Below are 24,365 nucleotides of genomic sequence, written 5' to 3' on the forward strand. Positions count from 1 at the left end.
CACTTTAGAAGATTTCAATTCACCTGATTGGAGTGACCTCGTGGTTATTGATTCACTGTTGGACACAGACTTATACAAATTCACCATGATGCAGTGCGTGCTGCATCAGTTTCCTGCGGCTCAGGTTGAATATAAATTCAAATGCCGCAATGAAGGGACGGATCTGCAGGCCGTGATCGGTCCGATCAACGAAGAGCTTGATCATTTATGCGCGCTTCATTTCCGCCGCGAAGAACTGGATTATCTGAGAAGTCTGAGGTTCATCAAAAGTGATTTTGTCGATTTCCTCGAACTCTTTCATTTGAAGCGCAGCGCGGTAAGCGTGACACGCGCCGAGGGCAGCGATACTGATATTGAGATCCGAGTACGAGGCCCGTGGCTGCACACCATCATGTTTGAAATTCCGGTACTGGCGATTGTCTGCGAGTGCTACTACCGCAAATTCTATCCCGATACCGACTTCACGCTGGGTCGCGAGCGTCTTGCGCAGAAGATTGCGGATGTAAAAAAACATCCGGGTTTGGGCATTTCCGAGTACGGAACAAGACGGCGCTTTTCTAAAGAGTGGCAGAAAGAAGTGATCTGTACGATGCGTGATCAGATGGGGCTGCAGTTTACCGGCACAAGCAATGTGTATTTCGCGATGACCGAGGGGCTCACGCCGCTTGGCACGATGGCGCATGAATATTTACAGGCCTGTCAGGCGCTCGGTCCTCGTCTGAGAGACTCTCAGAAGTACGCCTTTGAAATGTGGGCTAAGGAGTACCGGGGAGACTTGGGTATCGCACTTTCCGATGTGTACGGCATTGACGCGTTCCTCTCGGATTTTGATATGTACTTCTGCAAGCTCTTTGACGGAGCGCGCCATGATTCGGGCGATCCTTATCAGTGGGGCGAGCGAATTATTGAGCACTATAAGAAAAATCGCTGTGACCCGCGTACAAAGACCCTGATCTTTTCCGACATGCTGAATATTCCTAAAACGATCAGTCTGTATGAACGCTTTAACGGAAGAATTCGGGTGGGTTTTGGTATTGGAACCAATCTTGTCAATGACGTCGGGGTGCCCGCGCTACAGAATGTGCTGAAACTTGTGCGCTGCAATGATCAGCCGGTGGCGAAAGTTTCAGATTCGCCCGGAAAGAGCATGTGCGAAGACGAGTCGTATTTGAACTATCTGAAAAGCGTTTTCAACATGCGATAAATTAATGCCGCAGAGTAAAATTTGATAGACTTCGTGCTTATTTCTTGAATAAGAAGATTTTTTCTCCCGCGTTTGTGCGACAGACGCGGGGGTTGTCCTTTTTTATTCGATCGTTAAGCTCGACGGGACTTTTCAGTTGGCAAAAGCACGGACCGACTGATGGGATCGTGGGCAGCATTTTTTAAAGGAAAATAATGATCAACAAATCGATAGGGGCTGTGCTCGCGGCTGCTCTGGGCGCGTTTTTGCCGATGACGGCGAATGCGGCGCTTCCGGGCAGTGAGCTTTCCCTTTGCTGGGCAATTCCTTTTGCGGGAATTCTTTTAAGTATCGCCCTCGGACCTTTGCTTTTTGCCCATTTCTGGCATAAGAACTACGGCAAGATCGCGCTTGGCTGGGCCATTCTTTCGGCGGTTCCGCTGTTTGTGTTTTACGGTTCCGACACCAGTATTCACGCATTAGCGCACGCACTGCTCGGCGATTACGTTCCCTTTATTATCTTTGTGGGCTCGCTCTACATTGTTGCGGGCGGTATTCATCTGAAGGGATCTTTTGTCGGCAAACCGAAGCTCAACACAACATTTCTTCTGACGGGCGCGGTTCTCGCAAACTTCATGGGCACAACCGGCGCCGCGATGCTTCTGATTCGTCCGCTGCTCTCTGCCAACCGCATGAGACGCTATCAGATGCATACCTATATTTTCTTTATTTTCATTGTCGCCAATATTGCCGGTTCTCTGACTCCGCTCGGCGATCCTCCGCTTTTCTTAGGCTTCCTGAGAGGCGTCACATTCTTCTGGACCGCTCAGCACTTATGGGAAGTGACCGGACTTGCGGTCGGTATGCTCCTGGTTATTTACTTCCTGCTTGACAGCTACCTGTACCGCAAAGAGCTCAAAGACAACGAAGAGCTGAAGAAGCCCGCCGGCAATATTCCGGTTGGTTTTGAAGGTGTTGTGAACTTTGTTCTTCTGGCTCTGATTATCGGCGCGGTCCTTCTTTCCGGTTTCTGGAAGAGCGGTGTCGAGTATGAATTCCTCGGCAACCACTTCAAGCTTGAGTCTTTAGTACGTGACGGCATTTTTGTGCTCGCCGCGATTCTTTCTCTGGTTTTGACGAAGAAAGAATACAGAGACGCGAACCAGTTCTCATGGGAGCCGATTTTGGAAGTCGGCAAGCTCTTCTTCGGCATTTTCGTGACGATTGTGCCGGTGCTTGAGATGCTGAGAGCGGGTTCTTCCGGCGCGTTTGCTCCGGTTGTTGCTCTAGTTTCCGACGCGAACGGACAGCCCATCAATGCGGCTTACTTCTGGCTCACCGGCATGCTTTCCAGCTTCCTTGATAACGCGCCGACCTATCTCGCGTTCTTCAATCTTGCCGGCAATGATCCGACTTTCCTGATGACCGGCGGAGCGCATACCCTGATGGCGATTTCCATGGGCGCGGTGTTTATGGGCGCGATGACCTACATCGGCAACGCTCCGAACTTCATGGTGGTCAGTATCGTTCAGAACCGGGGTGTCCGTATGCCGAGTTTCTTCGGCTTCATGGCCTGGTCCTACGGTATTTTGGTACCGATCTTCCTGGTGCTGACTTACATTTTCCTAATGTAATTTCCGCCTGAATCCCAAACGGGTCTGATGCGCTTGTGTCAGACCTGTTTTTTGCGTGCAAAACGGTGCGGCAAGTCACTGACGGCGCATTCGATTTGTTAAGATTCACGAAGATAAGTACTGCATATGCGGCACACTTCTGTTGACACGCGTTTATGACATACAACCATTATTATCAAGAGGATTCGGATGTCGGATTAAAGCTTGCTGCGCTTTTTCTGCAGCTGAGCCGCAATCCGTCGGCGCTCTCCAAAGCGGAGTGGGATTTTCTGAACATGATTCCGATCGGAACTCTGGTTCGGGAAGCTTCGATTTCCCGCAAAGAAGCGGTTCATGTCCTTAATCAGATTGACCGGCTAGAGGCTGACGTCAGCCGTATGGGTCGGTTTGAGCATTTGACAGACGCGTTTATGATGTGGATTGTGGGCGGAAGCTTTATTTTGGCGGCGGTTCTTCTGGCGGTTTTGTCGATCCCTGAATCGGTTGCGGGACGAGTTTCCATTCCGATCAGCATCGGCGTGGGCCTGTTTTTTATTTTCATTCCGCTGGTGAGCCGTAAGCGAGCGATGTCATACAAGATTGACTGTTTCAGAGAGACCATTATTAACATCTTAGGCACCGGTCTCATGAAACGAAGCGTGCTGACCACGGATGCGGTCATCCGTGAGCTTGACCGGCATGAGCCCGAAAAAACGCTTAAAAAAGTCATTGAGAAATTTTTAGCGGCAGAAGGGCGCCGGTATCCGAAATATGAAGAAAAGTGCCTGATGGAACAGCTCCTTGACGGCTATCGACTGAAACTTAGCGATCTGTCGCTGCTGCAGGCGGTCGGGAACAGTGAACAACCATGAATTTAGAGAGTCAGCTTACCAAGCATTTTCACGGTGACAGCAGCTATACCCATCAGGGCGGCGGAACATCCAAGAAAGTGCTTATTGCCGCGGTGTGTTTAACGCTTGGCTATGCGCTGGTTGAAGCGGTCGGCGGTTTTTTATCCAATTCTCTAGCGCTTATTTCAGACGCCGGTCACATGGTAACGGATTCGGCTTCGCTGCTTTTTGCGCTGGCGGCGAATCTCCTGGCGGCTCGTCCGGCAACTGGAAAGTATTCATTCGGTCTGGCCAAGGTCGAAGTACTGGCCGCGCTCATCAATGCGATTGTGATGTTCGGGGTAGTCGGCTGGATTGTTTTTGAAGCGGTTGAGCGATTTACCGATCCGCAGAGCGTAAACGGCGCGAGTGTGTTTATCGTGGCGACGGTTGGTCTGATTATCAACATTGTGGTCGCCAAGACACTTTCACACGATAAGGACAGTCTGAATACACGGGCGGCGCTTCTTCATGTGCTTGGAGATTTGCTCGGCTCGGTGGCTGCGATTATTGCGGGCGCTGTGATTTATTTCGGCGGTCCGACGGTTGTGGACCCGATTCTGTCGATATTTGTGAGTCTGCTGATTTTGAACTCTTCGTATCACGTGCTTCGTGATTCCGTACATTTGCTTTTAGACGGTGTTCCCGAGGGGATTCCTTACGCGGAGGTCGGATCAGATCTTGAACGGATTCCGAATGTGTATGCCGTGCATGACCTGCACATTTGGGATATGACGCCCAATGAAATAGCGTTGTCGGCGCACGTGCTGATTGAGGATATGAACACTTGGGCGGAAGTACTTGAGCAGTGCCGTCAAATGCTGGAAACGCGGTACGGTATTTCGCACATTACGCTTCAGCCGGAGCCTGCCTCTTCGAAGACTGAGACGCATTAAAGCGCTGAGTAGCTCCGTGTTTGCCCTTTTTGTGTCCGCGTACATGTATCAAACCGTCAGAACGAACCTCGAGCGGGTTACAAATTAGGACACTAAAGTTATAATTAGCGGGATTACGCCAACTCACTTGAAGCGCGTCTCTTTTTTTTTTCTGCTGAGAATAAGATGACGAAATATGTATTTGTTACAGGCGGTGTGGTTTCTTCACTGGGGAAAGGTATTGCAGCCGCTTCCTTAGCCGCCATCCTGGAGTCCAGAGGACTAACCGTCACCATCATTAAGATGGATCCTTATATTAACGTTGACCCGGGCACGATGAGCCCGTTTCAGCACGGCGAAGTCTTCGTAACGGAAGACGGCGCGGAAACCGACCTGGATTTAGGTCACTATGAGCGCTTCATTACTCCGAAGATGCACAAGGCCAATAACTTTACAACCGGCCAGATTTACAGCAACGTGCTGCGCAAGGAGCGCCGCGGAGAGTATTTGGGCAAGACCGTGCAGGTGATTCCGCACATTACAAACGAGATTCAGGACTTCATTGCGCGCGGCGCGCATGCCGCGGGCGACCCAGATATCGCGCTGGTTGAAATCGGCGGAACGGTGGGCGACATTGAATCTCTGCCGTTCCTTGAAGCGGTTCGTCAGCTGTCGCTGCGTGCCGGCAGAAACAATACCTGTTTCATTCATCTGACGCTCGTGCCCTATATCGCAAGCGCCGGAGAACTGAAGACAAAGCCGACTCAGCATTCTGTAGGTGAGCTGCGCAAGATCGGCATCATTCCGAACGTGCTGCTTTGTCGAGCCGATCGCAAGATTCCGGATGATGAGCGCGCCAAGATTTCTCTTTTTGCCAATGTTCCGATGGACGCCGTGATTTCCGTTTGGGACGTGGACACTATTTACAAAGTCCCGATGATGCTGCATGAGCAGGGACTTGACGACATCGTCTGCAAGACGCTTGACATCAACCCGAAGCCGGCGGATCTGTCCGCATGGGACAAGGTTGTAGACCGTCTGGAGCATCCTAAAGATCAAGTCAATCTTGCGATGATCGGAAAGTATGACCTGAAGGATTCCTACAAGTCTCTGAATGAGGCGCTGGTTCACGCCGGTATTCACACCGGTCATAAAGTCAACGTGACCTTTATTGAAGCGGAAATTCTTGAGAAAGACGGTACTGACTGCCTCAAGGGCATGGACGCAATTTTGGTTCCGGGCGGCTTCGGCAAGCGCGGCACTGAAGGCAAGATCAAAGCGATTGAGTATGCTCGTAAAAATGATATTCCGTATCTCGGCATTTGTCTGGGCATGCAGCTTGCTGTGATTGAATTCGCGCGCAATGTCTGCGGTTTAGGCAGGGCCAACTCCACCGAGCTTGACGCCGATACGCCGCATCCTGTGGTCGCGCTGATCACCGAATGGAAGGATCACACCGGTGTTATTGAACGCCGCAGCGAGGACAGCGACCTCGGCGGTACAATGCGTTTAGGCAAGCAGATCGTTCCGGTTAAGCCCGGCACACTGACCGCTTCTATTTACGGCAATGAGGTAGCCGAACGTCATCGTCATCGCTATGAGGTGAACAACGCCTACTGCGATCAGTTTGAAAAGGCCGGCATGGTGATTTCCGCCCGCACTCCGGGAGAAAATCTGCCTGAAATTATGGAACTGCCTGACCACTCTTTCTTTATGGGTGTTCAGTTCCATCCGGAATTTACCTCCACCCCGCGTTTTGGTCATCCGCTGTTTAACGCGTTCATTAACGCGGCAGCCAAGTACCACCACGAACACGAGAAGAAGGATCAGAAATAATTTATGAAGCTTTGCGGTTTTGAAGTCGGTCTGAATCATCCGTTTATTTTGCTGGCTGGCCCCTGTGTCATCGAGAGCGAGCAGTTGGTTCTTGATATTGCCGGCAAGATGAAGGAAGTCACCGATAAACTTGGGATTCCCTATATTTTTAAGGCGAGCTATGACAAAGCGAACCGTTCCTCGGATCTGAGTTTCCGAGGTCCGGGCATGCAGAACGGTCTGCGTATTTTGGAAGAAGTTCGCCGTCAGATTGGAGTTCCCGTCGTCACAGACGTGCATACGGCCGAAGAAGTGCCTGAAGCAGCCGCTGTTGTGGATTTGCTTCAGACTCCGGCGTTTTTATGCCGACAGACTGACTTTATCGTCGCGTGTGCAAGAAGCGGCAAGCCCGTCAATATTAAGAAGGGTCAGTTTCTTGCGCCGCAGGATATGAAGCAGGTTGTTCTGAAGGCGCGTCACGCTGCCAAAGAAGCCGGCCTGGATGAAGACCGTTTTATGGTTTGCGAAAGAGGCGCGAGTTTTGGCTACGGCAATTTAGTCGCGGACATGCGCAGTCTGGTGATTATGCGTGAGTGCAATGCGCCGGTGATTTTTGACGCGACGCATTCCGTGCAGCTTCCCGGCGGACAGGGAACTTCTTCGGGCGGCAAGCGCGAATTTGTTCCGCCGCTTGCGAGAGCGGCCGCCGCGGTCGGTGTTTCCGGTTTCTTTATGGAAACGCATCCGAATCCGTGCTGCGCCAAGAGCGACGGTCCGAACATGGTTCCGCTTGACAAGATGGAAGAGCTTCTGACCACGCTCAAGCAGATCGACACGCTGGTTAAGACCGGTGATCAGTTTTTAAAAATCAATTACGTTAACCCAACATCAAAGAGGCATCAATGAGTGCAATTGTTGAAGTAATCGGCCGTGAAGTAATGGACTCCCGCGGCAATCCTACCGTTGAAGCGGAAGTTATTCTTGAATCCGGCGCCTTTGGCCGCGCAGCGGTTCCGAGCGGCGCATCCACCGGCAGCCGTGAAGCAATTGAGCTTCGCGACGGAGACAAATCCCGTTTCCTCGGCAAAGGTGTTTTAGCCGCGGTTGACCATGTCAACGGTGAGATTCGTGATGAAATTCTCGGTCTTGAAGTGACCGAGCAGGCGCTCATTGACAAGCTCATGGTTGAGCTTGACGGTACGCCCAACAAAGCCCGTCTCGGCGCCAACGCGATTCTGGCTGTTTCTCTGGCGGTCGCCAGAGCCGCGGCTGATGAGCTCGGCCTGCCGCTTTATCGCTATTTCGGCGGCATTAACGGCTGCAACCTTCCGGTTCCGATGATGAACGTGGTGAACGGCGGCGCGCACGCCAACAACAACCTGGACATCCAAGAATTCATGATTATTCCGGCCGGTCTGCCTTCTTTCCGTGAAGCCCTGCGCTGCGGCGCGGAGATTTTCCACGCGCTCAAGAAGATTATGAACGCCAAGGGCATGTCCACAGCGGTTGGTGACGAAGGCGGTTTTGCACCCAACATTGACAGCCACGAAGCCGCGATTGAATTTATTCTGGAAGCGATCGAAGCGGCCGGTTACAAGCCCGGCAAAGACGTATTCCTCGGCCTTGACTGCGCTTCGAGCGAGTTCTACCACGACGGTATTTATGACCAGAAGGGACAGGGCCTGAAGCTCACAGCTGATGAATGGATTCAGAAGATGACTGAGTGGTGCGACAAGTATCCGATCATCTCGATTGAAGACGGCATGGCTGAAGGCGATTGGGAAGGCTGGGCCAAGCTTACCGAAGCGCTCGGCGACAGAATCCAGCTCGTCGGTGACGATCTTTACGTGACCAACACCAAGATTCTGAAAGAGGGTATTGAACGCGGCATCGCCAACTCGATCCTGATCAAGATTAACCAGATCGGCACGCTGACCGAGACATTTGAAGCGATTGAGATGGCCAAACGCGCTCGCTACACCGCGGTTGTCTCTCATCGTTCCGGTGAAACCGAGGACTCCACGATTGCTGACATCGCCGTCGGCACCAACGCCGGCCAGATCAAGACCGGATCAATGTCCCGCAGCGACCGCATGGCCAAGTACAACCAGCTGCTTCGTATTGAAGAAGAGCTTGGCGAAGTTGCGGTTTATCCGGGCCTTGACGCCTTCTACAACATCAAACGCCGCTAGTATTTATGTCACGCTATAACCGCAAGGTCAATCTGACTGTTCCTCGTCTTCTCGCGATTCTGCTTCTCGGCTTAGTCGCCGCGATTCAGTATCCGCTTTGGAAAGGCAAGGGCAGTGTCGCGAATCTTGCGGAGTTGCGTGCCCAGGTTGATGAGCAGAAGCGCATCAACAAAGCGCTCGAAGAAGAGCTTGATCGACTCTCCGCGGAGGCCGAGAGCCTTCGCGGCGGCGAGCATGCGATGGAGAGCCGGGCGCGCAGCAGGCTGAACATGATTAAGGAAAACGAAGTGCTGATTCGGTTAAAACCATAGCAGTGCTTTAATGACTCAGCGAGACGGACTGCCTTTGACGACAGTCCGTTTTTTTGTGTACTCAGATTAGCCGATTCGGGATCGAACGGACTCTGAGATTCAATATGCTTGAAGCAACTCGGAGGACAGATTTTGATTCAGCCGCTTACGATTGCAGATTACGCCCGCAGGCATAAACTTTGGGCGTGTTTCTGCGCTTTATTTTTTCTGATTGTTTTCTTTAGCTGCGCGAGTGCCGTCTATGACATTCTCGTTCTCAACGAGAAAGCGCCGCTCTATGCTTTAGGCGCGGGCATGGTCGGGTTTGCGGCCACCGCTGCGGGCTCGATTCCCGGGCTCTTCATGAACAAGCTTTCGGATCGAACTGAGGATCTGATGTTAGGAAGCGCGGCCGGAATGATGATCGCGGCAGCCTTCTTCTCTCTTTTGATGCCGGCGCTGGAAGCGAGTGATAAGCTTTTTGCCAATGAATGGCTTTCAATGGCGTGGGTCATATTCGGCATATTTCTCGGCATTGTGTTTTTGCTGGGCATCAACGCCATTACGCCGCATGAGCATTTTGAGAGCGGCGCGGAAGGGCCGGAAATCCAGGTTCGCGACGGGATTTGGCTGTTTGTGCTTGCAATTATTATTCACAACGTTCCTGAAGGCATGGCGATGGGTATTTCATTTGCCGCAGAAGATATGCAGATTGGCGTTCCGCTGACCGCGGCGATCGCTCTGCAGGATCTGCCTGAGGGGCTAGCGGTTGTTCTTGCGCTCTGTACAACGAGCATTTCACGTGTGAAAGCCGTCATGATCGGCGTGCTCTCCGGGCTCATGGAGCCGATTGGCGCCTTATTCGGAGTCAGTCTTACCGCGCAGCTCGGCTATGCCTACCCGCTCGGTTTAGCGCTGTCAGCGGGCGCGATGTTCTTTGTGGTCTTCCACGAAGTGATTCCGGAGACTCATCGCAGAGGCCATCAGACCGCCGCGACGCTGGGTCTGATGTTTGGTTTTTGTCTGCTGATGGTATTGGATCGAGGGCTCGGTTAAATATTTCGTGACGGTAAGTCGCTAGAATGTAGGAATTGCTCAATCCTTGGATTTATCGTCATGACAAGACCAATTCGTGCCGTTATTGATTCTTCTGCGCTTTTAAGAAACATTGAACGTCTTCGTGAAAAAGCCGGAGCGCGTTTTTTTTGGGCGGTTGTTAAGGCGGACGCATACGGGCACGGACTTATCGGTCTTTTGCCGGTCTTTGACAAAGCGGTTGACGGTCTTGCGCTGCTCGATCCCTCCGAAGGCGTGCAGGCGCGCAAAGCGGGCTGGCGCAAGCCCATTCTTCTGATTGAAGGCGTTTTCAGTGAAGCGGATATTCAAACCGCATCCGAGTATGACTTTGAAACATTGATTCATCAGGAGCGGCAGATTGAGTGGCTTGAGCGCGCGCAGCTTAAAAAACCGCTTCGCGTGCATGTGAAATGCAACACCGGCATGAATCGTTTGGGTTTTAGGCCGGATCGGATTCAAGGCGTGCTTGAGCGGCTTCAGGCAATTCCCAATGTGGTAGTCGCGGATATTTTGGCGCATTTTGCGAACGCTGAATTGACCTATCCTCAGGATCGGCCGGTGACGGTTGAGAAGCAGCTTGCGGCCCTTCAGGCGCTCAGAGCGTATGGGAATATGTGTCTGTCCAATACCGGAGCCATTCTTTGGCATCCCGAGGCGCAGGATCATGCGGTGCGCGCAGGCATTGCAATGTACGGTGTAAGCCCTGATGGAAACATCACATCCGAAGCCCTTGGAGTTGAGCCTGTGATGAATTTCGAGAGTGAGATTATGGCGCTGCAGGATCTCGAAGTCGGAGAAGCGGTGGGCTACGGCTCCAAATTCATCGCGCAGCGGCCGACGCGTCTGGCGATTGTCGCCTGCGGCTATGCGGACGGCTATCCGAGGAAATCGGGCAAAGACCGCAAAGTTTTTGTTGAAGGGCGTTTTGCCCCGGTGGTTGGCAATGTTTCGATGGATATGCTGACGATTGATGTGACGGATGTGCCGCAGGCGGGCTTAGGCAGCAGAGTGGTCTTTTGGGGCAGGGAGCTTTCAGTGAACGAAGCGGCCGCGTCATTTGACACCATCGGTTATGAACTACTATGCGCGGTAGCCAAGCGCGTTCCCCGCGTTTTGAAGTAACCGCCCCCGGTATTTTCCCGTCGAACGCTCCTGCCGCTGTGACTTTATTGATATTCAATATTTTCTCAATATTGCGCTGTAACCGTTAGGTTCTGAAGCGCTGAGCATTCTCTTAGATAACAAATTTAACGACCAGCGATACGAGGAGTATGAAGAGCACGACATAAAGCATATTGCGTATCAGACGCGGGCCGACTTTTACCGCATAGGCGGCTCCGAGATGGTTGCCCAGAATGCTGGCAATGGCGCAGGGAACCGCAAGCGCGTATACAACGGTTCCGGCCGATGCAAAGGTTGTGACTGCGCCGAGATTGCCCGCGATATTGAACGCCTTGGCTGTGCCGGAAGATTTCACTAAACCTGCATGGAGCAGCAGATGGATTCCGATCAGAAAGAAACTTCCCGCGCCGGGCCCGAAAAACCCTTCGTAGAAGCCGACGGAAAGACCGATCGCGCTGACTCGCCACCAAAGTCCTTTCTTCGGAAGCGGCTGATCGTCCAGCTTTAGGGCTCCGCAAAAGAGCGAGATCAGAAGCCCGAGCGGCAGCATAAAAATCATGATGATCGTCATCAGTTCATTTGAGAGAAGAAGCGTGACGCCGGAAGCGCCCGCAGCGCCCAAGTAGGACGTGATAACGCCGAGTATGACGACTTCTTTTATGACGGCTCCTTTTCTCCAAAAGGTGATAAGCGCAGTCAGTGAACCGAGACAGGAAGAGAGTTTGGCTGTGCCGAGCGTGTAATGCGCGGGAAGTCCCAGCAGAAGAAGCACGGGCATTGTGATGAGACCGCCTCCGCCGGCGATAGAGTCGACGAATCCTGCAATAAAGAAGGCTGCGCAGCAGATCAGAATGATGGTTAAGGTGATTTCCATGGATTGAGCTTTTTTGTGGTTTACCAACATTATCCTCTTTGCTGTTTGATTTTATGAAAGTCCGTAGTATGGAAAACGCCAAGCGAACGGCCTGCGAAATTAGGAGATAATGAGTCGAGCTTCCTTCTTAAAAAGCGACTGTCCATGCGATTTCGTACGATCCTTTTCTGCATTTCTGCGGCCGCCGCGACCTTCCCGTGTGTTGTGCTCGGGCTGCTTCAGTATTCGTCAGCACAGAATGAGCTCGCAAAGGAAGAAACCAATCGAAAGCAGATTTCGCTGTATGTTTCCGATCGCCTTGATGCAAAGCTCGAGTCTTCTCTAAGACTGATCAGCGTTGCCGCCGAGTACTTTAAGGAGGAGCGTCATCAGCAGGAAAAACTCTCGAGGCATTTAGATGAACTCAGACGAAGCGCGCCCGAAATTCTGAACATCCATTTCGATGATGCTGAGGGCAGAAGCGTCGCCTTTTCTCCGCGGTTCAATGATCGAGGGGAGCCGAACTTCGGAATTTCACATAACGGTCGGGACCATTGGAAAGGAGCGGGAAGCTCCGATGTCACCGTGTCCGGGCTTGTCCATGCGGTTGGTGCGACCCGCAGCGATATTGTCAACATCACTAAGTCTGTGTACGAAGGATCGGAGTTTTTGGGTTTGGCGGTGGCGGCGCTCGATTTGAGGGAGCTTTCCGATTCGGTTTTGAAGGATTTGCCTGATGACAAGTTTCGAATCGCGATTTTTGACCGCAGGGGCAGAGAAATTTTTTCTTCATCCGCAAAAGGAACCGGTGCAGTGAACCTGACTTCTTCGGAACTGAAAGTGGTCACGAAGGGTGCCTCGGCCATATCGATCAACGGTTTTCTCGGCATACTTCAGCCGCTGAGCCGCTCAGACTGGCTGGTTGGCGTGTTCTCAAGCGAGACAGATCGAGCCGGTGTCTATAAGAAACTGCTTTTTAACAATCTAATCGTCTGGCTCTTTACCGCGTGTACGGCAATTTTGTTCGGATATGCCGCTTCCGTATCGGTGGCGCGTGCGGTGGAAAAGCTCTCAAAGCAGATGCAGGCGGGCAGAAGTCTTCCGGATAAATCCGAACGAGTACGCTCTCCTAAAGAAATCGTTCAGCTTCAGGTGCTTTACAGCCGTATGCAGAAGAAATTGAACGAAGCCACCGAGAGGCTCAGTCAGCTGAATCGATCCTTGGAAGATAAAGTGCAGGCTCAGGTGGATGTGATTCATAAACAGGAGTCGATGCTGCGCGTGGTCTTCTCGGATATTAGCGAGGGTGTCGTTCTTCTTAATAGAGAAGGCGGTATTTTGTTTTCCAATAAAGCGGCCCAGGCAGTGCTCTCTGATCGCTCCCTCAAGCTTGATGAGGTTATTGAAGCAGCCATCGCCAACCCGTTTGGGAAAATTTTCCGTGAACACGAGAAAGTTATTTATGAATTACGCGCTCTGAAGATCGATAAAGACGACTTAGTCGTTGTGTTGATGCGGGACGCCACATCCGAGGTTCAGGTCGATAAATTAAAGGATGAGCTGATCGGTGTTGCGGCGCACGAACTCAAAACGCCGCTTTCCTGTATTTGTCTCGAAGCGGAATATCTGCGCAACAACTCCGACCGTGACGCGCTGAAATCTTCAGCTCAGGCGCTGCTTGATGAAGCAGACGAAATGAAGTCTTTAATTTCCCGCTGGCTTGATGTGGCAAGACTTGAGTCCGGCTCCTATATGATTCATCGGGAGCTTTGTCTCATAAAACCGCTTATTTCAAAGGCGCTTAAACGTTTTCTTCGGCAGGATGACTTCAGCTGCGAGGTATCTATCAGCGAAGAGGCTAAAGCCGCGTTTATCGACAAACAGGCGTTTCTGCAAATACTCCTGAATTTGTTTTCCAACGCGGACCGTTACCGCTCGGCGGAAAGGCCTTGTCGGGTGTCACTGCATGCGGAGCGAAGAGAGGACCGTCTTGTCATTACAATTGCTGATAATGGAATCGGGATGGAACGCGCTGATTGCGAAAAGGTTTTTGATCGGTTCTATCAGTGCAGAATGGATTCTGCGCGCAAGATCAGCGGAACAGGGCTCGGGCTCTTTATTACCAAGCGGCTTGCAGAACTTCATGAGGGAACGATTTCGGTGCGAAGTACGCCCGGAGTCGGATCGGTTTTTACAATTGAATTACCCATTTTTTTAAAACCCCGCGGAGATAATGATGAACAGCATCAGACCGACAGTCCTGATTATTGATGACGAAAGCAAGATCAGGCGCCTTCTCTCTCGTTCACTCGACGGTTTCGGATTTGATGTTCTCCTGTCTGCGTCGGCCGAAGAAGCAATGTTTCTGCTTGAGAAGAGCAAACCGGACATTATCATTCTTGACTATATGATGCCGGAGGTTGACGGACTGACATTTCTTAGTGAGATGCGTAAAAGGTACTCGATTCCGACGATATTCTTATCGGCTCGTGATGAAGTCCGCATTAAAACAAAGGCTTTGGAGCTCGGAGCCGATGACTACGTCGTCAAACCGTTTTCGATGGAAGAGCTGACGGCGCGTATCAAAGCGGTATTGAGAAGAAGCCGCGTTAATTCGGAAAAGGCACCCGAACAAACTGTGCACAACGGAGACTTGGTGATGTTCCCGGATCGAAGAATGTGCCGCTACAAAGATGCGGATATTAAGTTTGCGGATACCGAATTCCGTCTGCTGCTGGTTTTAAATAAACGTCCTGGAACAATCTTCACGCATGAGGATTTGCTTCGTCAGGTGTGGGGCGCGGAATATATCGGCGAGCTCAATTATCTTCGCGTGTCTTTTTCCCGCATTCGCAAAAAGCTGACGGAGGCGGGCTTGGCCGGAACGGCGATCGCATCCTACTCCGGCATCGGCTACTACATTGAAGATCTTTCGGAAGAAGTTTTGTAGCGTTTTTTTAATCTTTTTGAAAAATTCGTGGCGGCTTGGAAACATCTTTGCGCCACACTGAGGGTCATATAAAACCATTTCTCAACACTAGGAGAAAAATATATGACCTCATCTCTTTGCAGACGCAAGTTCCTTCAGACGGCAGCCGCGGCCGCGGCGGCCGCGGTCTCCGCAGGCGGCGCGCAGGCTCAGGACAAACCGTCCTTTGACGAGACATTCGACATTATTGTGGTTGGCAGCGGTATTGCCGGAACAATGGCCGCGCTGAGCGCAGCTGAGCAGGGCGCCAAAGTGCTCATGATTGAGAAGATGAGCCGTCTTGGGGGTACCTCCCGCATCAGCGGCCTGAATTTTGCCTGTGTCGGATCTCCCGCGCAAAAGGCCAAAGGCATTCAGGATTCTCCGGAGCAGCTTGCCTCTGACATGTACAAAGTGTCCGGCTCTATGGGCGACTATGAGAAAGCCCTGGAAATGGCGAAAAATACCGCCAGAGCAGAAGCGTTTATGACCGCAAGAGGCGTTAAGTGGGACGGACGGCTTCTGAAGCTCGGCGGTCACTCCCAGCCGCGCGTGCTGATTTCCGAGGGCGACGGCGCCGGTCTTCTGAACGCGCTGTGGAAGTACATGGAAGGTCTTAAGAACGTGACCGTTCGAGTGCACTGCAAAGCCGATGAAGTCCTCTTTGATGATAAGAAAGCGGTGGTCGGTCTGAAAGTCAGAGAGAATTATTACTTTGATACGCCTGAGAGCGACGATCTGACCAATCGTACGGGCGTGGAGAAAAAGATCCGCGCCAATCAGGGCGTCATCTTCGCGACCGGCGGTTACGCCAGAGACAAAGCATTTCGTTCTGCGGAAGTTCCGTTTCTTGCCGGCGTGGCGACAACGACAAATCCCGGCGCGACTTCCGGCGCGCTCAAGATTTTAGTGAAAGCGGGCGCTCAGCCGATACATTTGTCCTTATTCCGTTTCGCTTATCCGCTGCCGACTGAAGATATGATCTGGGGCGTTATGATCGATCCGGCGACAAGCCGCAGGTTCCTGAATGAGGGGCTCACGAGAAACGCGCTTGCGCAGTCGGTTCTTCTGAGAAGAATGACTAACGGCGATAAAAAGCCCTTCATTATTTACGACGAAAAAGCGCTCGGCAAATTCCACAACCTTAATCGTGTCCAGCGTTCTCTGAACGGCCTCAACGGTATTGACGGCACGATGTACAAGTACGATTCGCTGAAAGATTTGTGTGCGGCGTACGGCGCTGATCCCAAAGTTGTCGCTGATGAGCTTGAAAAGTACAACAAACTGATTGCAGCCGGCAAAGACTCCGATTTTGATAAGCAGATGGAGCGCTCCGGAAGGAAAGTGCAGACGCTCGACTTAAGCGGTCCGCTTTATGCGATGGTCATCAATCCGCGGTTAAATTACACGCCCGGCGGAATTCGTACGGACCTCAGGGGCCGCGCGATCGCGCTTGCCGACGGCAAACCGATTGAAGGACTTTATGTCGTCGGAGAGGCCTCCGGCGGTCTTCACGGACAGGAACGCATGACAGCCTGCTCAATGCCCGAATGCTGTGTATTCGCCATGCTTGCGGCGGAAAACGCGGCTCAGCGTAAGCGTCAATAGGAGAAAATCAATGAAGACAATACTCAAAACCTCAGTCCTGCTGTGTTCGCTCATTTTTGCCGCTGCCGCTTCCGCTAAGATGCCGCAGATGAGTAAGCATGCACAGAGAAATATTCAATGCACAGGCTGTCATCAGAACGGAACGTTTGCACCGGTACCGACCGCGCAGTGCGTCACCTGCCACAATCAGGATCAGCTTGCGAAAAGTACGGAACGTCTTAACTACACGTCCCGCATGAAAAATCCTAAGACGGGCGAAGTGAAGGAGCATATCGCTTTAGTGAATCCGCACGACAGCTATCATTTCGGCCGTACGGAGGACTGCACCGACTGCCACAGAGAGCATAGGGCAAGCGTTAATGACTGCGCGACGTGCCACGACGTTAAAGCGTGGAATATGAAAGATCCGAAGTAACACGCTATAAACAAAAAGGCCTTCGAGTCCTTGCGGAATCGAAGGCATTTATTTACCTAGAAGCGGTTACTGAGGACGCTTCGGATCAGCGCCCTTGGCGCCGGCGTCCGGATTGGCCTCGATAAAGAGCGCTTCAACTTCTTCAGGCGTGTACGTCTGTGTCTGGTTGCAGAAGCGGCAGGTGACATCGATCTTGCCTTCGGCTTTGATGATATCCATACATTCTTTATAGCCGAGCTGCTGCAGCATGGAAGAAGTTCTTTCGCGTGAGCAGTTGCAGCTGAAGCTGACGTCGTCCTCGGCGATCGGTTTCATTTTTTCCTGCCAGAAGAGGCGATGCAGAAGTTCCGGCGCGGCCAGCTCCAGAAGTTCTTCGTTCTTGACGGTATTGGCGACCTGAATGATTCTGCCCCAGGCGTCAGGGTCATTGGCTTCGGCGGCTGTTCCGCCGGTACCCGGCATCTTCTGAACCAGAAGTCCGCCGATCTTTTGGCCGTTTGCGGCAAGCCAGAGTTTGGTTTCGAGCTGTTCGCTTCGTACCATGTAGCCCTCGAGATTTTCCGCGACGGTGGCGCCGGACAGAGGCACGATGCCCTGATAGGGCTGGACGCCGGCTCTGCGGCCTTTAGGATCAAGAATAATGGCGCACTGGCCTTTGTTGTCCTGATTGATCAGCGCCTGCAGGTCCATATCCGGCGTGATTTCTGCACCCTCGCGAAGCTGAGCCATAGCGCGGACCGAAAGCGGTGTTCTGACTTCGACTACGATCAGCTGAATCGGACCGGAGCCTTTAACCTGAAGGATCAGAGCGCCGTCGAATTTGATAGTGCTTGATAAAAGAAGCGCACCGGCAGCAAACTGTCCGAGCAGCGAAGCGACATTTTCCGGGTATTTATGGAAACGAATCATGTTCTGCCATTCGTCAGAGGACTGAACGACGGCGCCGCGAACCGGAGCTCCTTCAAAGAGGAACTTAATCATGCGGTTCGAAAGGTTTTCTTGTTTATTTTCTGTCATATTCAATTTATCTACAACTAAGTCACTGACTGGTCAGTCATTTTATCGACTGCTCAAATTACTTAGTAACCAAAATGTCCAAAACGGTCTCAATCTTACCAGTCGTGTCCATAGTGCGAAGAAGGCGGAACATGCGGATCCCAGGCGGGTTCTTCGCTCGCAGTGTTTGTAAGCGATTGTTTAGCACGCTTAGTAAAGTCGGATCCGTCTTAAGACTAAGTGAGGCAAAATCGCGGAAGGAAATCTAAGATTCGCTTTCCAAAGAGACAGATCAGTTTTGCAGAAGCGGCCCTCCGCTGATAAAAAATCTAGCGCAGCGGACAGTTTTTTAAGACAAAAACGGTAATCTGTTCGATAAGATATGAAACTGCGCAGCTGCAGGAATCGTCTTTCAATTAACCTGATCTTCCTTCAGCGGCCGCGGAATACATTGATAAAGAGTGCGGCTGGTGTCGCTGAAGTCGCGGGCAGCTCAGCAAAAGAGGTAAGTGTGAAAGAGTACAAAAGAGCGGATTTGCATATGCATTCGATTTTTTCTGACGGAGTACTGACTCCGGAGGAATTGGCTAAAAAAGCGTATGACAATGGTGTGGAGCTGATTTCGCTTACCGATCACGACGAAACGGCAGGTTTGGAAAGAATGAAAGACGCGGCTTCAGAGCTTGGTATGGACTTTGTGACCGGCTGTGAAGTCAGTACGGATTTCGCTCACGTGCCGATCCACATTGTGGGTCTGAATTTCGACCAAAAAAATGAAGCACTGCAGAACCTTCTCAAAGATATTCGGGCAAAACGTTTTAATCGCGCCCTCAAAATGGCAGAGAAGTTTGAAGAACTCGGACTGCACGGAGCTCTGGAGGGTGCTCGGGAGCAGGCAGCAAATTCCATGCTGCTCGCACGGCCTCATTTTGCGGATTGGCTGGTAAAAATCGGGAAGGCCGAAGATCGACAGGACGCTTTTCGCAAATGGGTCGGCACCGGCAAACCGGCCTATGTGCCGAGAGAAACTACCCCGATCGCCGCGGCTGTCAGAGCAATATCGGATGCGGGCGGCATCCCTGTCTTAGCGCATCCCGGACGCTACCCGCTCAAGAGGTGGGCATTTGATGAGATGTTTGCGCAGTTCACAGCCGCAGGCGGGAAAGCTTTTGAGGTGACGACAGGAAGTCATAAGCCCGGCCAGGCTGAAATTTACGCCAAGATGGCTGAGAAGCTGGGATTCTGGGTCTCCACGGGAAGTGATTTTCATTTTGAAGGTTCGCCTGCGCAGCTGGGGCTTCAGGGCGATCTCCCGTCCAATCTTGATCCGGTTTGGCGCCATTTCTCGTAGCTTCGAACGGTCAGGGCTGCCTGAACTCGTCCATGCATCAAAAACATAAGATATCTCGGCACAGTCGGCGCCGGAAAGTCTGATCCTATTTCATCGGCTTCGTCTTGTTGTCTGTGAACTTTAGACGACGAAAATGCGCTGAAGAAATCCGCAAAGCAATGCGTCATAACAGGACCTAACGCTCTTGTCAGGGCAATATGAGAAATCTACAATGAATCCGCGTTTTGTCCGGCAGCAGACAAGACAGGGCAATTATCAGGCAGGCCTCGAAGGATCGGGGATTTATACAAAGATTAATTAATAACGAATTCAATAGGAGTCAATCATGGGATATATTCTTCAGGTTATGCCTGACAGTCCTCAGCCGCACCGAATTAATCAGGCAGCGGAGCTCCTCAGCCGCGGTCGGGTCGCGGCAGTTCCGACAGATACCGGATTTTCTTTGGTGTGTCGTCTCGATGACAAAGAAGCACTGGATAAAATTAGAAAGATTCGTCAGCTTGGTGAAAAAAAACACTTTACGCTTCTGTGCGAATCTCTCTCTCAGATGAGTCATCTCGCCAGAGTCAACAATACCGGTTACCGTATGGCAAAAAGCGTGACGCCGGGACCTTATACATTCATTTTGGAAGCGACGCGCGAGGTGCCTCGCCGTCTCGCACATCCTTCAAAAAAAACAATCGGACTCAGAGTTCCATCAAATAAAGTACTTCATTCACTGCTGGAAAAAATCGGAGAGCCGCTTATCGGTACAACGGTGATCATGCCGGGGGAAGAAGAGGCGCTTTCCTCCGCTTGGGAAATTCAGGACCGTATCGGAGATCAGCTGGCATTTGTGCTCGACGACGGAAGCTCCGCAATCGGAGACACGACTGTAGTGGATCTTTCGGGCGACGCTCCGGAAATCGTTCGAGAGGGACTCGGAAGCGTCAAGGCGCTCGGTCTATAACCGCACATTTGCTAACAAAACAAAAGGCCGAGAGCGGACCGCAATTGATTAGAGTAAGAAATTACGAATAATTATTGGAATAAAGAAAAAACATGGATATTGCTTCAATCATTCAGACGATCACGGTGTACGCGATTCCTCTGATCTTTGCGATCACCATCCACGAGACGGCGCACGGCTATGTCGCCAGGATGTGCGGAGACCCAACTGCCTATATGCTCGGGCGTCTGACGCTCAATCCGATTAAACACATCGATCCGGTCGGAACCATTCTGGTTCCAGGCGCGCTTCTTATCATGAGCGCGGTCACCGGCATGAGCGGCATCATTTTCGGATGGGCAAAACCGGTTCCGATCAATTTCCGCAACCTGCGCAATCCGAAGACCGATATGATTTGGGTCGCGGCGGCCGGCCCCGGCGCAAATCTTGTTCAGGCGGTTATTTGGGCGATTATTTTGAAGATTCTTTTTATTGCCGGCATTGACAGCGACTTTCTCGCGCAGATGTGTCTTGCCGGCGTGAGCTGCAATATCGTTCTGATGGCGCTGAATCTGATTCCGATTCCTCCGCTGGACGGCGGACGAATCGTAACAGGTCTGCTGCCTCCCGGAATGGCCTGGCAGTATTCAAGAATTGAGCCCTACGGAATGTATATTCTTTTTGCGCTGATTCTTACCGGCACGCTTTCTTTCTTCATGAGACCGTTCATGCACTTGGGAAGCTCCATTGTCAGACTTTTCCTGTGAGTAAAAAAAAGATGAAAGAGCCGTATATTCCGAGCGAACACTCGCTCAAAGGACTGAAGGGGGCCCCCTCCGAATGGGTGAAGCGTTTTATTCCGAAGCTGCCTAAAGGCGGCAGAGTTCTGGATCTGGCCTGCGGCTGCGGACGCAACACGCGTCTTTTGGCCGCCTGCGGTTTTGAAGTGGTGGGCGCCGATATTGATGAGCGCTGCCGCCCCTACATCGAAGCAATCCCCGGGGCCGTTTTTGTTCAGGCCGACTTTGAGGGCAGCCCTTGGCCTTTTGAACCGAAAAGTTTTGACGCGGTTCTGGTGAGTTTCTATCTGGAGCGTCGTTTGTATCAGAACCTCTTTGAGGTTTTGAAAGAAGATGGATTCCTGATCTACGAAACGTTCATGCTCCCTTATCCCGGATTTGACGGCAATCGCGCGAAGAACCCGGACTTTGTTCTGAAGCCGCTTGAGCTTATCGATGTGTACCGTGATCAGATGGAAATTCTTGCTTACGGACAGGAGTTAGGAGAAAAGGGGGACTGCTTCCAGCAGTTTTTAGCTCAAAAATCCCTCAGGTCCTAGTGTTTTGCTCGCATAATCATTTTTAAAACAACGGATAGGCGTTCTTATTCGTTAAAATGGAGCAACTCAATCTATCAAGTCTCAGGAGAGAAGAATGATTAAAGGAAGTATTGTTGCACTTGTGACGCCGATGTTCGAAGACGGATCGATTGATTACGATTCCTATCGAAATCTTATCGAGATGCACATTGCTGCCGGCACAAACGCGATTGTGGCGGTTGGTACCACCGGTGAGAGCCCGACGGTGGATTTTCCCGAACATAACGAGTTGATTCGCGTTGCAGTGGAAGCGGCGGCCGGTCGTATTTCTATTATCGCCGGTACCGGATCCAACTCCACGCGCGAAGCGATTGAATTAACCGAATATGCCGCAAGCGTCGGCGCGGCAGCCTCTCTTCAGGTTGTTCCTTATTACAACAAACCGACTCAGGAAGGTCTGTATCAGCATTTCAAAACAATCGCCGAAGCGGTTGATCTGCCGATGATTCTTTACAACGTACCGGGAAGAACCGTTGCGGATCTGAAAAACGACACCATCCTGCGTCTTGTCGAAGTTCCGGGCATTATTGGTGTCAAAGACGCGACCGGAGACTTGGCGCGTGCGGCAGATTTGATGAGCCGTCTTGCTAAAGACAAAGAATTTGCGATTTACAGCGGCAACGACGATTCCGCGCTTGCGCTGATGCTCATGGGCGGCAGCGGCGTGATTTCCGTCACCGCCAACGTCGCGCCTCGTCTGATGTCTGAGATGTGCGAGCTTGCTCTGCAGAATGATGTGATGGGTGCCCGTGCGATCAACGACCGTCTGATGGCGCTCCATAAGGAACTCTTCTGCGAACCTAACCCGGTTGCTCCGAAGTGGGCGCTTCAGCGCATGGGTCTGATCCCGGGCGGTATTCGCCTTCCGCTGGTGCCGCTTTCACCGAGTAAGAGAGAGCAGGTTGAACGTGCGCTGCAGATCGGCGGCTGTATTTAATCGGTAAGTTTTTAAATTAAGGCGGCATAGTCTAAAATGACCGCCTTAAATCAATTTTTGTATCCCGACCAAGGGAAGATTTGGAGTTCAGAATGGGCAGATTTCCTCTGCGAGCTTTAACCCTGGCTGTAGCGGCCGTATCGTTAACCGGCTGTCAGTATTTAGGTTCTAAATTTACTGACGAGAAGATTCAGTATGAAACCACTTCCAGCCGTGCGCCTTTAGAAGTTCCTCCGGATTTGTCTCAGATCCCGGTTGATGATCGCTTTACGGTTCCCGGCAAGCCTCAAGTTGTGACAGCGACACAGGTTGCGGATGTCGAGGAAGCCCGCAAGGCTGCTGCCGGAGTTCAGGCAGAAGTCGGCGCCGCTGTTCCGGTCCTGCCGAAGACAGTCATGACCAAGATCATTAAGGAAGACGGCCAGCGTTACCTGCAGGTCAATCTCCCGCCCGATCAGGTCTGGGAAAATGTTTTAGATTTCTGGCCTTCCGTCGGACTTCAGGTCGAACGTGAAGATCCGAGAGCAGGCGTGATGGAAACAAACTGGGCGGAAAACAAGGCTAATCTGCCGCAGGATATTATTCGTGCGACGCTTGGCAAGATCCTTGATACCGTGTATTCCACCGGCGAAAGAGATCGCTACCGCACCCGCTTGGAACGCAACGCCAACGGCGGAACTGATATTTATGTGACGAACCGCCGCATGATCGAGGTTTATACCAACAGTTCCGAAGAACACACCGCTTGGCAGCCCGCTCCCGCAGATAAAGAGCTGGAAGCCGAAATGCTGACGCGTCTCTCGCTGCGTTTGGAAAACGACTACAACCCGAAACAGAAGACACGTGAAGAAATCGAAAAACAGCCTGCACTTCAGAAGGCACAGCCGGTTTATATCAGCCGCGAAATCAGAGGCGCTGACGGCAAGACCGAGGCGCTTGAAGTTGATGAGCCGTTCGATCGCGCTTGGCGCAGAGTCGGTGTCGGTCTTGATCGAGTCGGTCTGACGATTGCCGACCGTGACAGAGCACAGGGCATTTACTTCATCCGCTACCTTGACCCGGATTACGAAGTTAAGAAGAGAAATGATGAAGGACTGTTTGCTCGCTGGTTCGGAAAAGAAAAACCGATCGATGCTCCGCTGTATCGCGTATGTCTGACTTCCGACGGAGATAAGACAAAGGTTACGGCAATGCCCGACAGCGATAAGACAGATCCGCTGAGTACCTCTTCGAGAATCCTGAATCTGCTCCAGGAACAGATTCGCTAGTCAGTTAATCAAAACACAAACCGGATAAATGCTATCCGGTTTTTTCTTAGGTGAAGCTATGAGAAGAACCGACCGAGAAGTTACGGATATTGGAATAATCAAAGATGTCCTTGATCACTGCCAGGCGGTGACTTACGGCCTCTATGACGGCAAAGAGCCTTACTCCGTACCGATGTCCTTCGGCTATGAAATGACTGAAGACGGAAAAATGCGTTTTTACAGTCACTGCGCTCATGAAGGCAGAAGACTCAGTATTCTGAGAAACGGACATGATCGTGCAGCTGTCAGCGCTTTCTGTGACGGCAAACTGTATCTCGATCCGGTGGTGGTCTGCCGCAGCGGATTTTCTTACCGCAGTTTCATGGGAAGCGGACGGCTCCGTATTGTAGAAGACGCTCAGGAAAAAGCGCACGGACTTAAAGTTGTCTTTAAGCATTATTCGGGTATTGAAGAAAACTTCACTGAAGAAATGACAGAGGCGGTTGAAGTTCTGTGCATGGAGCTTGAGAGTTTCTCCTGCAAAATTTGTGTGAAATAACCGATCTGAGCGGATTTTGCGCTGTCCTGCCGTTTTTAGGACGTAGGATAAGCCGATTGAAATACTGA

The 24,365-nt window shown here is 51.7% G+C and carries 23 protein-coding genes; 21 read left to right on the top strand and 2 right to left on the bottom strand.

Features of this window, described 5'->3' with window-relative positions; translation table 11 throughout:
* Window positions 1-40: 40 nt before the first annotated feature.
* The 10 genes from pncB (at window position 41) to alr (ending at window position 11,057) form a co-directional block, all read left to right on the top strand.
* Complete coding sequence (gene pncB, locus AC6I1F_RS04290) at window positions 41-1,204, top strand: nicotinate phosphoribosyltransferase (RefSeq protein ID WP_160335112.1); 1,164 nt, start codon at window positions 41-43, stop codon at window positions 1,202-1,204.
* 194 nt (window positions 1,205-1,398) lie between these two features.
* A complete protein-coding gene (locus AC6I1F_RS04295; RefSeq protein WP_160335113.1) occupies window positions 1,399-2,817 on the top strand; it encodes a sodium:proton antiporter in 1,419 nt (472 codons plus the stop codon).
* A 155-nt stretch (window positions 2,818-2,972) separates the two neighbouring features.
* Entirely contained in the window at window positions 2,973-3,668 is a 696-nt protein-coding gene (locus AC6I1F_RS04300) for a hypothetical protein (RefSeq protein ID WP_160335114.1), read from the top strand.
* On the top strand, window positions 3,665-4,582 hold the full coding sequence (locus AC6I1F_RS04305) for a cation diffusion facilitator family transporter (RefSeq protein WP_160335115.1): 918 nt from the start codon (window positions 3,665-3,667) through the stop codon (window positions 4,580-4,582). Before AC6I1F_RS04300 ends, AC6I1F_RS04305 begins: the two co-directional genes overlap by 4 nt.
* A gap of 165 nt (window positions 4,583-4,747) precedes the next feature.
* Window positions 4,748-6,397, top strand: coding sequence for a CTP synthase (gene pyrG, locus AC6I1F_RS04310; protein WP_160335116.1), 1,650 nt, complete (start codon window positions 4,748-4,750; stop codon window positions 6,395-6,397).
* Between the two features lie 3 nt (window positions 6,398-6,400).
* The gene (kdsA, locus tag AC6I1F_RS04315) at window positions 6,401-7,282 is read left to right on the top strand and encodes a 3-deoxy-8-phosphooctulonate synthase (RefSeq protein WP_290432864.1); all 882 of its coding nucleotides are present in this window, start codon (window positions 6,401-6,403) and stop codon (window positions 7,280-7,282) included.
* On the top strand, window positions 7,279-8,568 hold the full coding sequence (eno, locus tag AC6I1F_RS04320) for a phosphopyruvate hydratase (RefSeq protein ID WP_251570242.1): 1,290 nt from the start codon (window positions 7,279-7,281) through the stop codon (window positions 8,566-8,568). Before kdsA ends, eno begins: the two co-directional genes overlap by 4 nt.
* 5 nt (window positions 8,569-8,573) lie before the next feature.
* Entirely contained in the window at window positions 8,574-8,879 is a 306-nt protein-coding gene (locus AC6I1F_RS04325; RefSeq protein ID WP_290432865.1) for a septum formation initiator family protein, read from the top strand.
* A gap of 132 nt (window positions 8,880-9,011) precedes the next feature.
* Window positions 9,012-9,914 carry a ZIP family metal transporter gene (locus AC6I1F_RS04330; RefSeq protein ID WP_289185270.1) on the top strand — a complete coding sequence of 301 codons (903 nt, stop codon included), beginning with the start codon at window positions 9,012-9,014 and terminating at the stop codon, window positions 9,912-9,914.
* Window positions 9,915-9,974: 60 nt separating this feature from the next.
* Window positions 9,975-11,057 carry an alanine racemase gene (alr, locus tag AC6I1F_RS04335; protein ID WP_289185269.1) on the top strand — a complete coding sequence of 361 codons (1,083 nt, stop codon included), beginning with the start codon at window positions 9,975-9,977 and terminating at the stop codon, window positions 11,055-11,057.
* Window positions 11,058-11,169: 112 nt separating this feature from the next.
* On the opposite strand, the gene AC6I1F_RS04340 is transcribed toward alr, so the two are convergent.
* The gene (locus tag AC6I1F_RS04340; protein WP_290432866.1) at window positions 11,170-11,931 is read right to left on the bottom strand and encodes a sulfite exporter TauE/SafE family protein; all 762 of its coding nucleotides are present in this window, start codon (window positions 11,929-11,931) and stop codon (window positions 11,170-11,172) included.
* A gap of 144 nt (window positions 11,932-12,075) precedes the next feature.
* Here AC6I1F_RS04340 and AC6I1F_RS04345 point away from each other — a divergent pair, with 144 nt between their 5' ends.
* The 4 genes from AC6I1F_RS04345 to AC6I1F_RS04360 all read left to right on the top strand — a co-directional run bounded on the left by AC6I1F_RS04345 (window position 12,076) and on the right by AC6I1F_RS04360 (window position 16,901).
* On the top strand, window positions 12,076-14,181 hold the full coding sequence (locus tag AC6I1F_RS04345) for a sensor histidine kinase (RefSeq protein WP_497801610.1): 2,106 nt from the start codon (window positions 12,076-12,078) through the stop codon (window positions 14,179-14,181).
* Window positions 14,147-14,860: a response regulator transcription factor gene (locus AC6I1F_RS04350; RefSeq protein WP_160335124.1), complete on the top strand. Its 714-nt coding sequence runs from the start codon at window positions 14,147-14,149 to the stop codon at window positions 14,858-14,860. The genes AC6I1F_RS04345 and AC6I1F_RS04350 overlap by 35 nt, the downstream gene beginning before the upstream one ends.
* Window positions 14,861-14,962: 102 nt before the next feature.
* Window positions 14,963-16,486 carry an FAD-dependent oxidoreductase gene (locus tag AC6I1F_RS04355; protein WP_251451179.1) on the top strand — a complete coding sequence of 508 codons (1,524 nt, stop codon included), beginning with the start codon at window positions 14,963-14,965 and terminating at the stop codon, window positions 16,484-16,486.
* Between the two features lie 10 nt (window positions 16,487-16,496).
* Window positions 16,497-16,901, top strand: a complete 405-nt coding sequence (locus tag AC6I1F_RS04360; protein ID WP_290164465.1) for a cytochrome c3 family protein — start codon at window positions 16,497-16,499, stop codon at window positions 16,899-16,901.
* Window positions 16,902-16,967: 66 nt separating this feature from the next.
* On the opposite strand, the gene hslO is transcribed toward AC6I1F_RS04360, so the two are convergent.
* A complete protein-coding gene (gene hslO, locus AC6I1F_RS04365) occupies window positions 16,968-17,918 on the bottom strand; it encodes an Hsp33 family molecular chaperone HslO (protein WP_288319344.1) in 951 nt (316 codons plus the stop codon).
* A 490-nt stretch (window positions 17,919-18,408) separates the two neighbouring features.
* Between hslO and AC6I1F_RS04370 the strand changes: the two genes are divergently transcribed.
* The 7 genes from AC6I1F_RS04370 to AC6I1F_RS04400 all read left to right on the top strand — a co-directional run bounded on the left by AC6I1F_RS04370 (window position 18,409) and on the right by AC6I1F_RS04400 (window position 24,297).
* Complete coding sequence (locus tag AC6I1F_RS04370; RefSeq protein ID WP_251451175.1) at window positions 18,409-19,248, top strand: PHP domain-containing protein; 840 nt, start codon at window positions 18,409-18,411, stop codon at window positions 19,246-19,248.
* Window positions 19,249-19,573: 325 nt separating this feature from the next.
* Window positions 19,574-20,197: an L-threonylcarbamoyladenylate synthase gene (locus AC6I1F_RS04375; protein ID WP_289185658.1), complete on the top strand. Its 624-nt coding sequence runs from the start codon at window positions 19,574-19,576 to the stop codon at window positions 20,195-20,197.
* Between the two features lie 92 nt (window positions 20,198-20,289).
* Window positions 20,290-20,943 (top strand): site-2 protease family protein, encoded by a 654-nt coding sequence (locus tag AC6I1F_RS04380; protein ID WP_202074556.1) that lies wholly within the window; start codon window positions 20,290-20,292, stop codon window positions 20,941-20,943.
* Window positions 20,940-21,515 (top strand): class I SAM-dependent methyltransferase, encoded by a 576-nt coding sequence (locus AC6I1F_RS04385; protein ID WP_290432856.1) that lies wholly within the window; start codon window positions 20,940-20,942, stop codon window positions 21,513-21,515. Before AC6I1F_RS04380 ends, AC6I1F_RS04385 begins: the two co-directional genes overlap by 4 nt.
* 94 nt (window positions 21,516-21,609) lie before the next feature.
* Complete coding sequence (gene dapA, locus AC6I1F_RS04390) at window positions 21,610-22,491, top strand: 4-hydroxy-tetrahydrodipicolinate synthase (RefSeq protein ID WP_290432855.1); 882 nt, start codon at window positions 21,610-21,612, stop codon at window positions 22,489-22,491.
* Between the two features lie 92 nt (window positions 22,492-22,583).
* Window positions 22,584-23,759 (top strand): NlpB/DapX family lipoprotein, encoded by a 1,176-nt coding sequence (bamC, locus tag AC6I1F_RS04395; protein WP_251451169.1) that lies wholly within the window; start codon window positions 22,584-22,586, stop codon window positions 23,757-23,759.
* Between the two features lie 58 nt (window positions 23,760-23,817).
* Window positions 23,818-24,297 (top strand): pyridoxamine 5'-phosphate oxidase family protein, encoded by a 480-nt coding sequence (locus tag AC6I1F_RS04400; protein WP_160335133.1) that lies wholly within the window; start codon window positions 23,818-23,820, stop codon window positions 24,295-24,297.
* Window positions 24,298-24,365: the final 68 nt, after the last annotated feature.

Source organism: Parasutterella sp. St.1A3, from assembly GCF_059728705.1.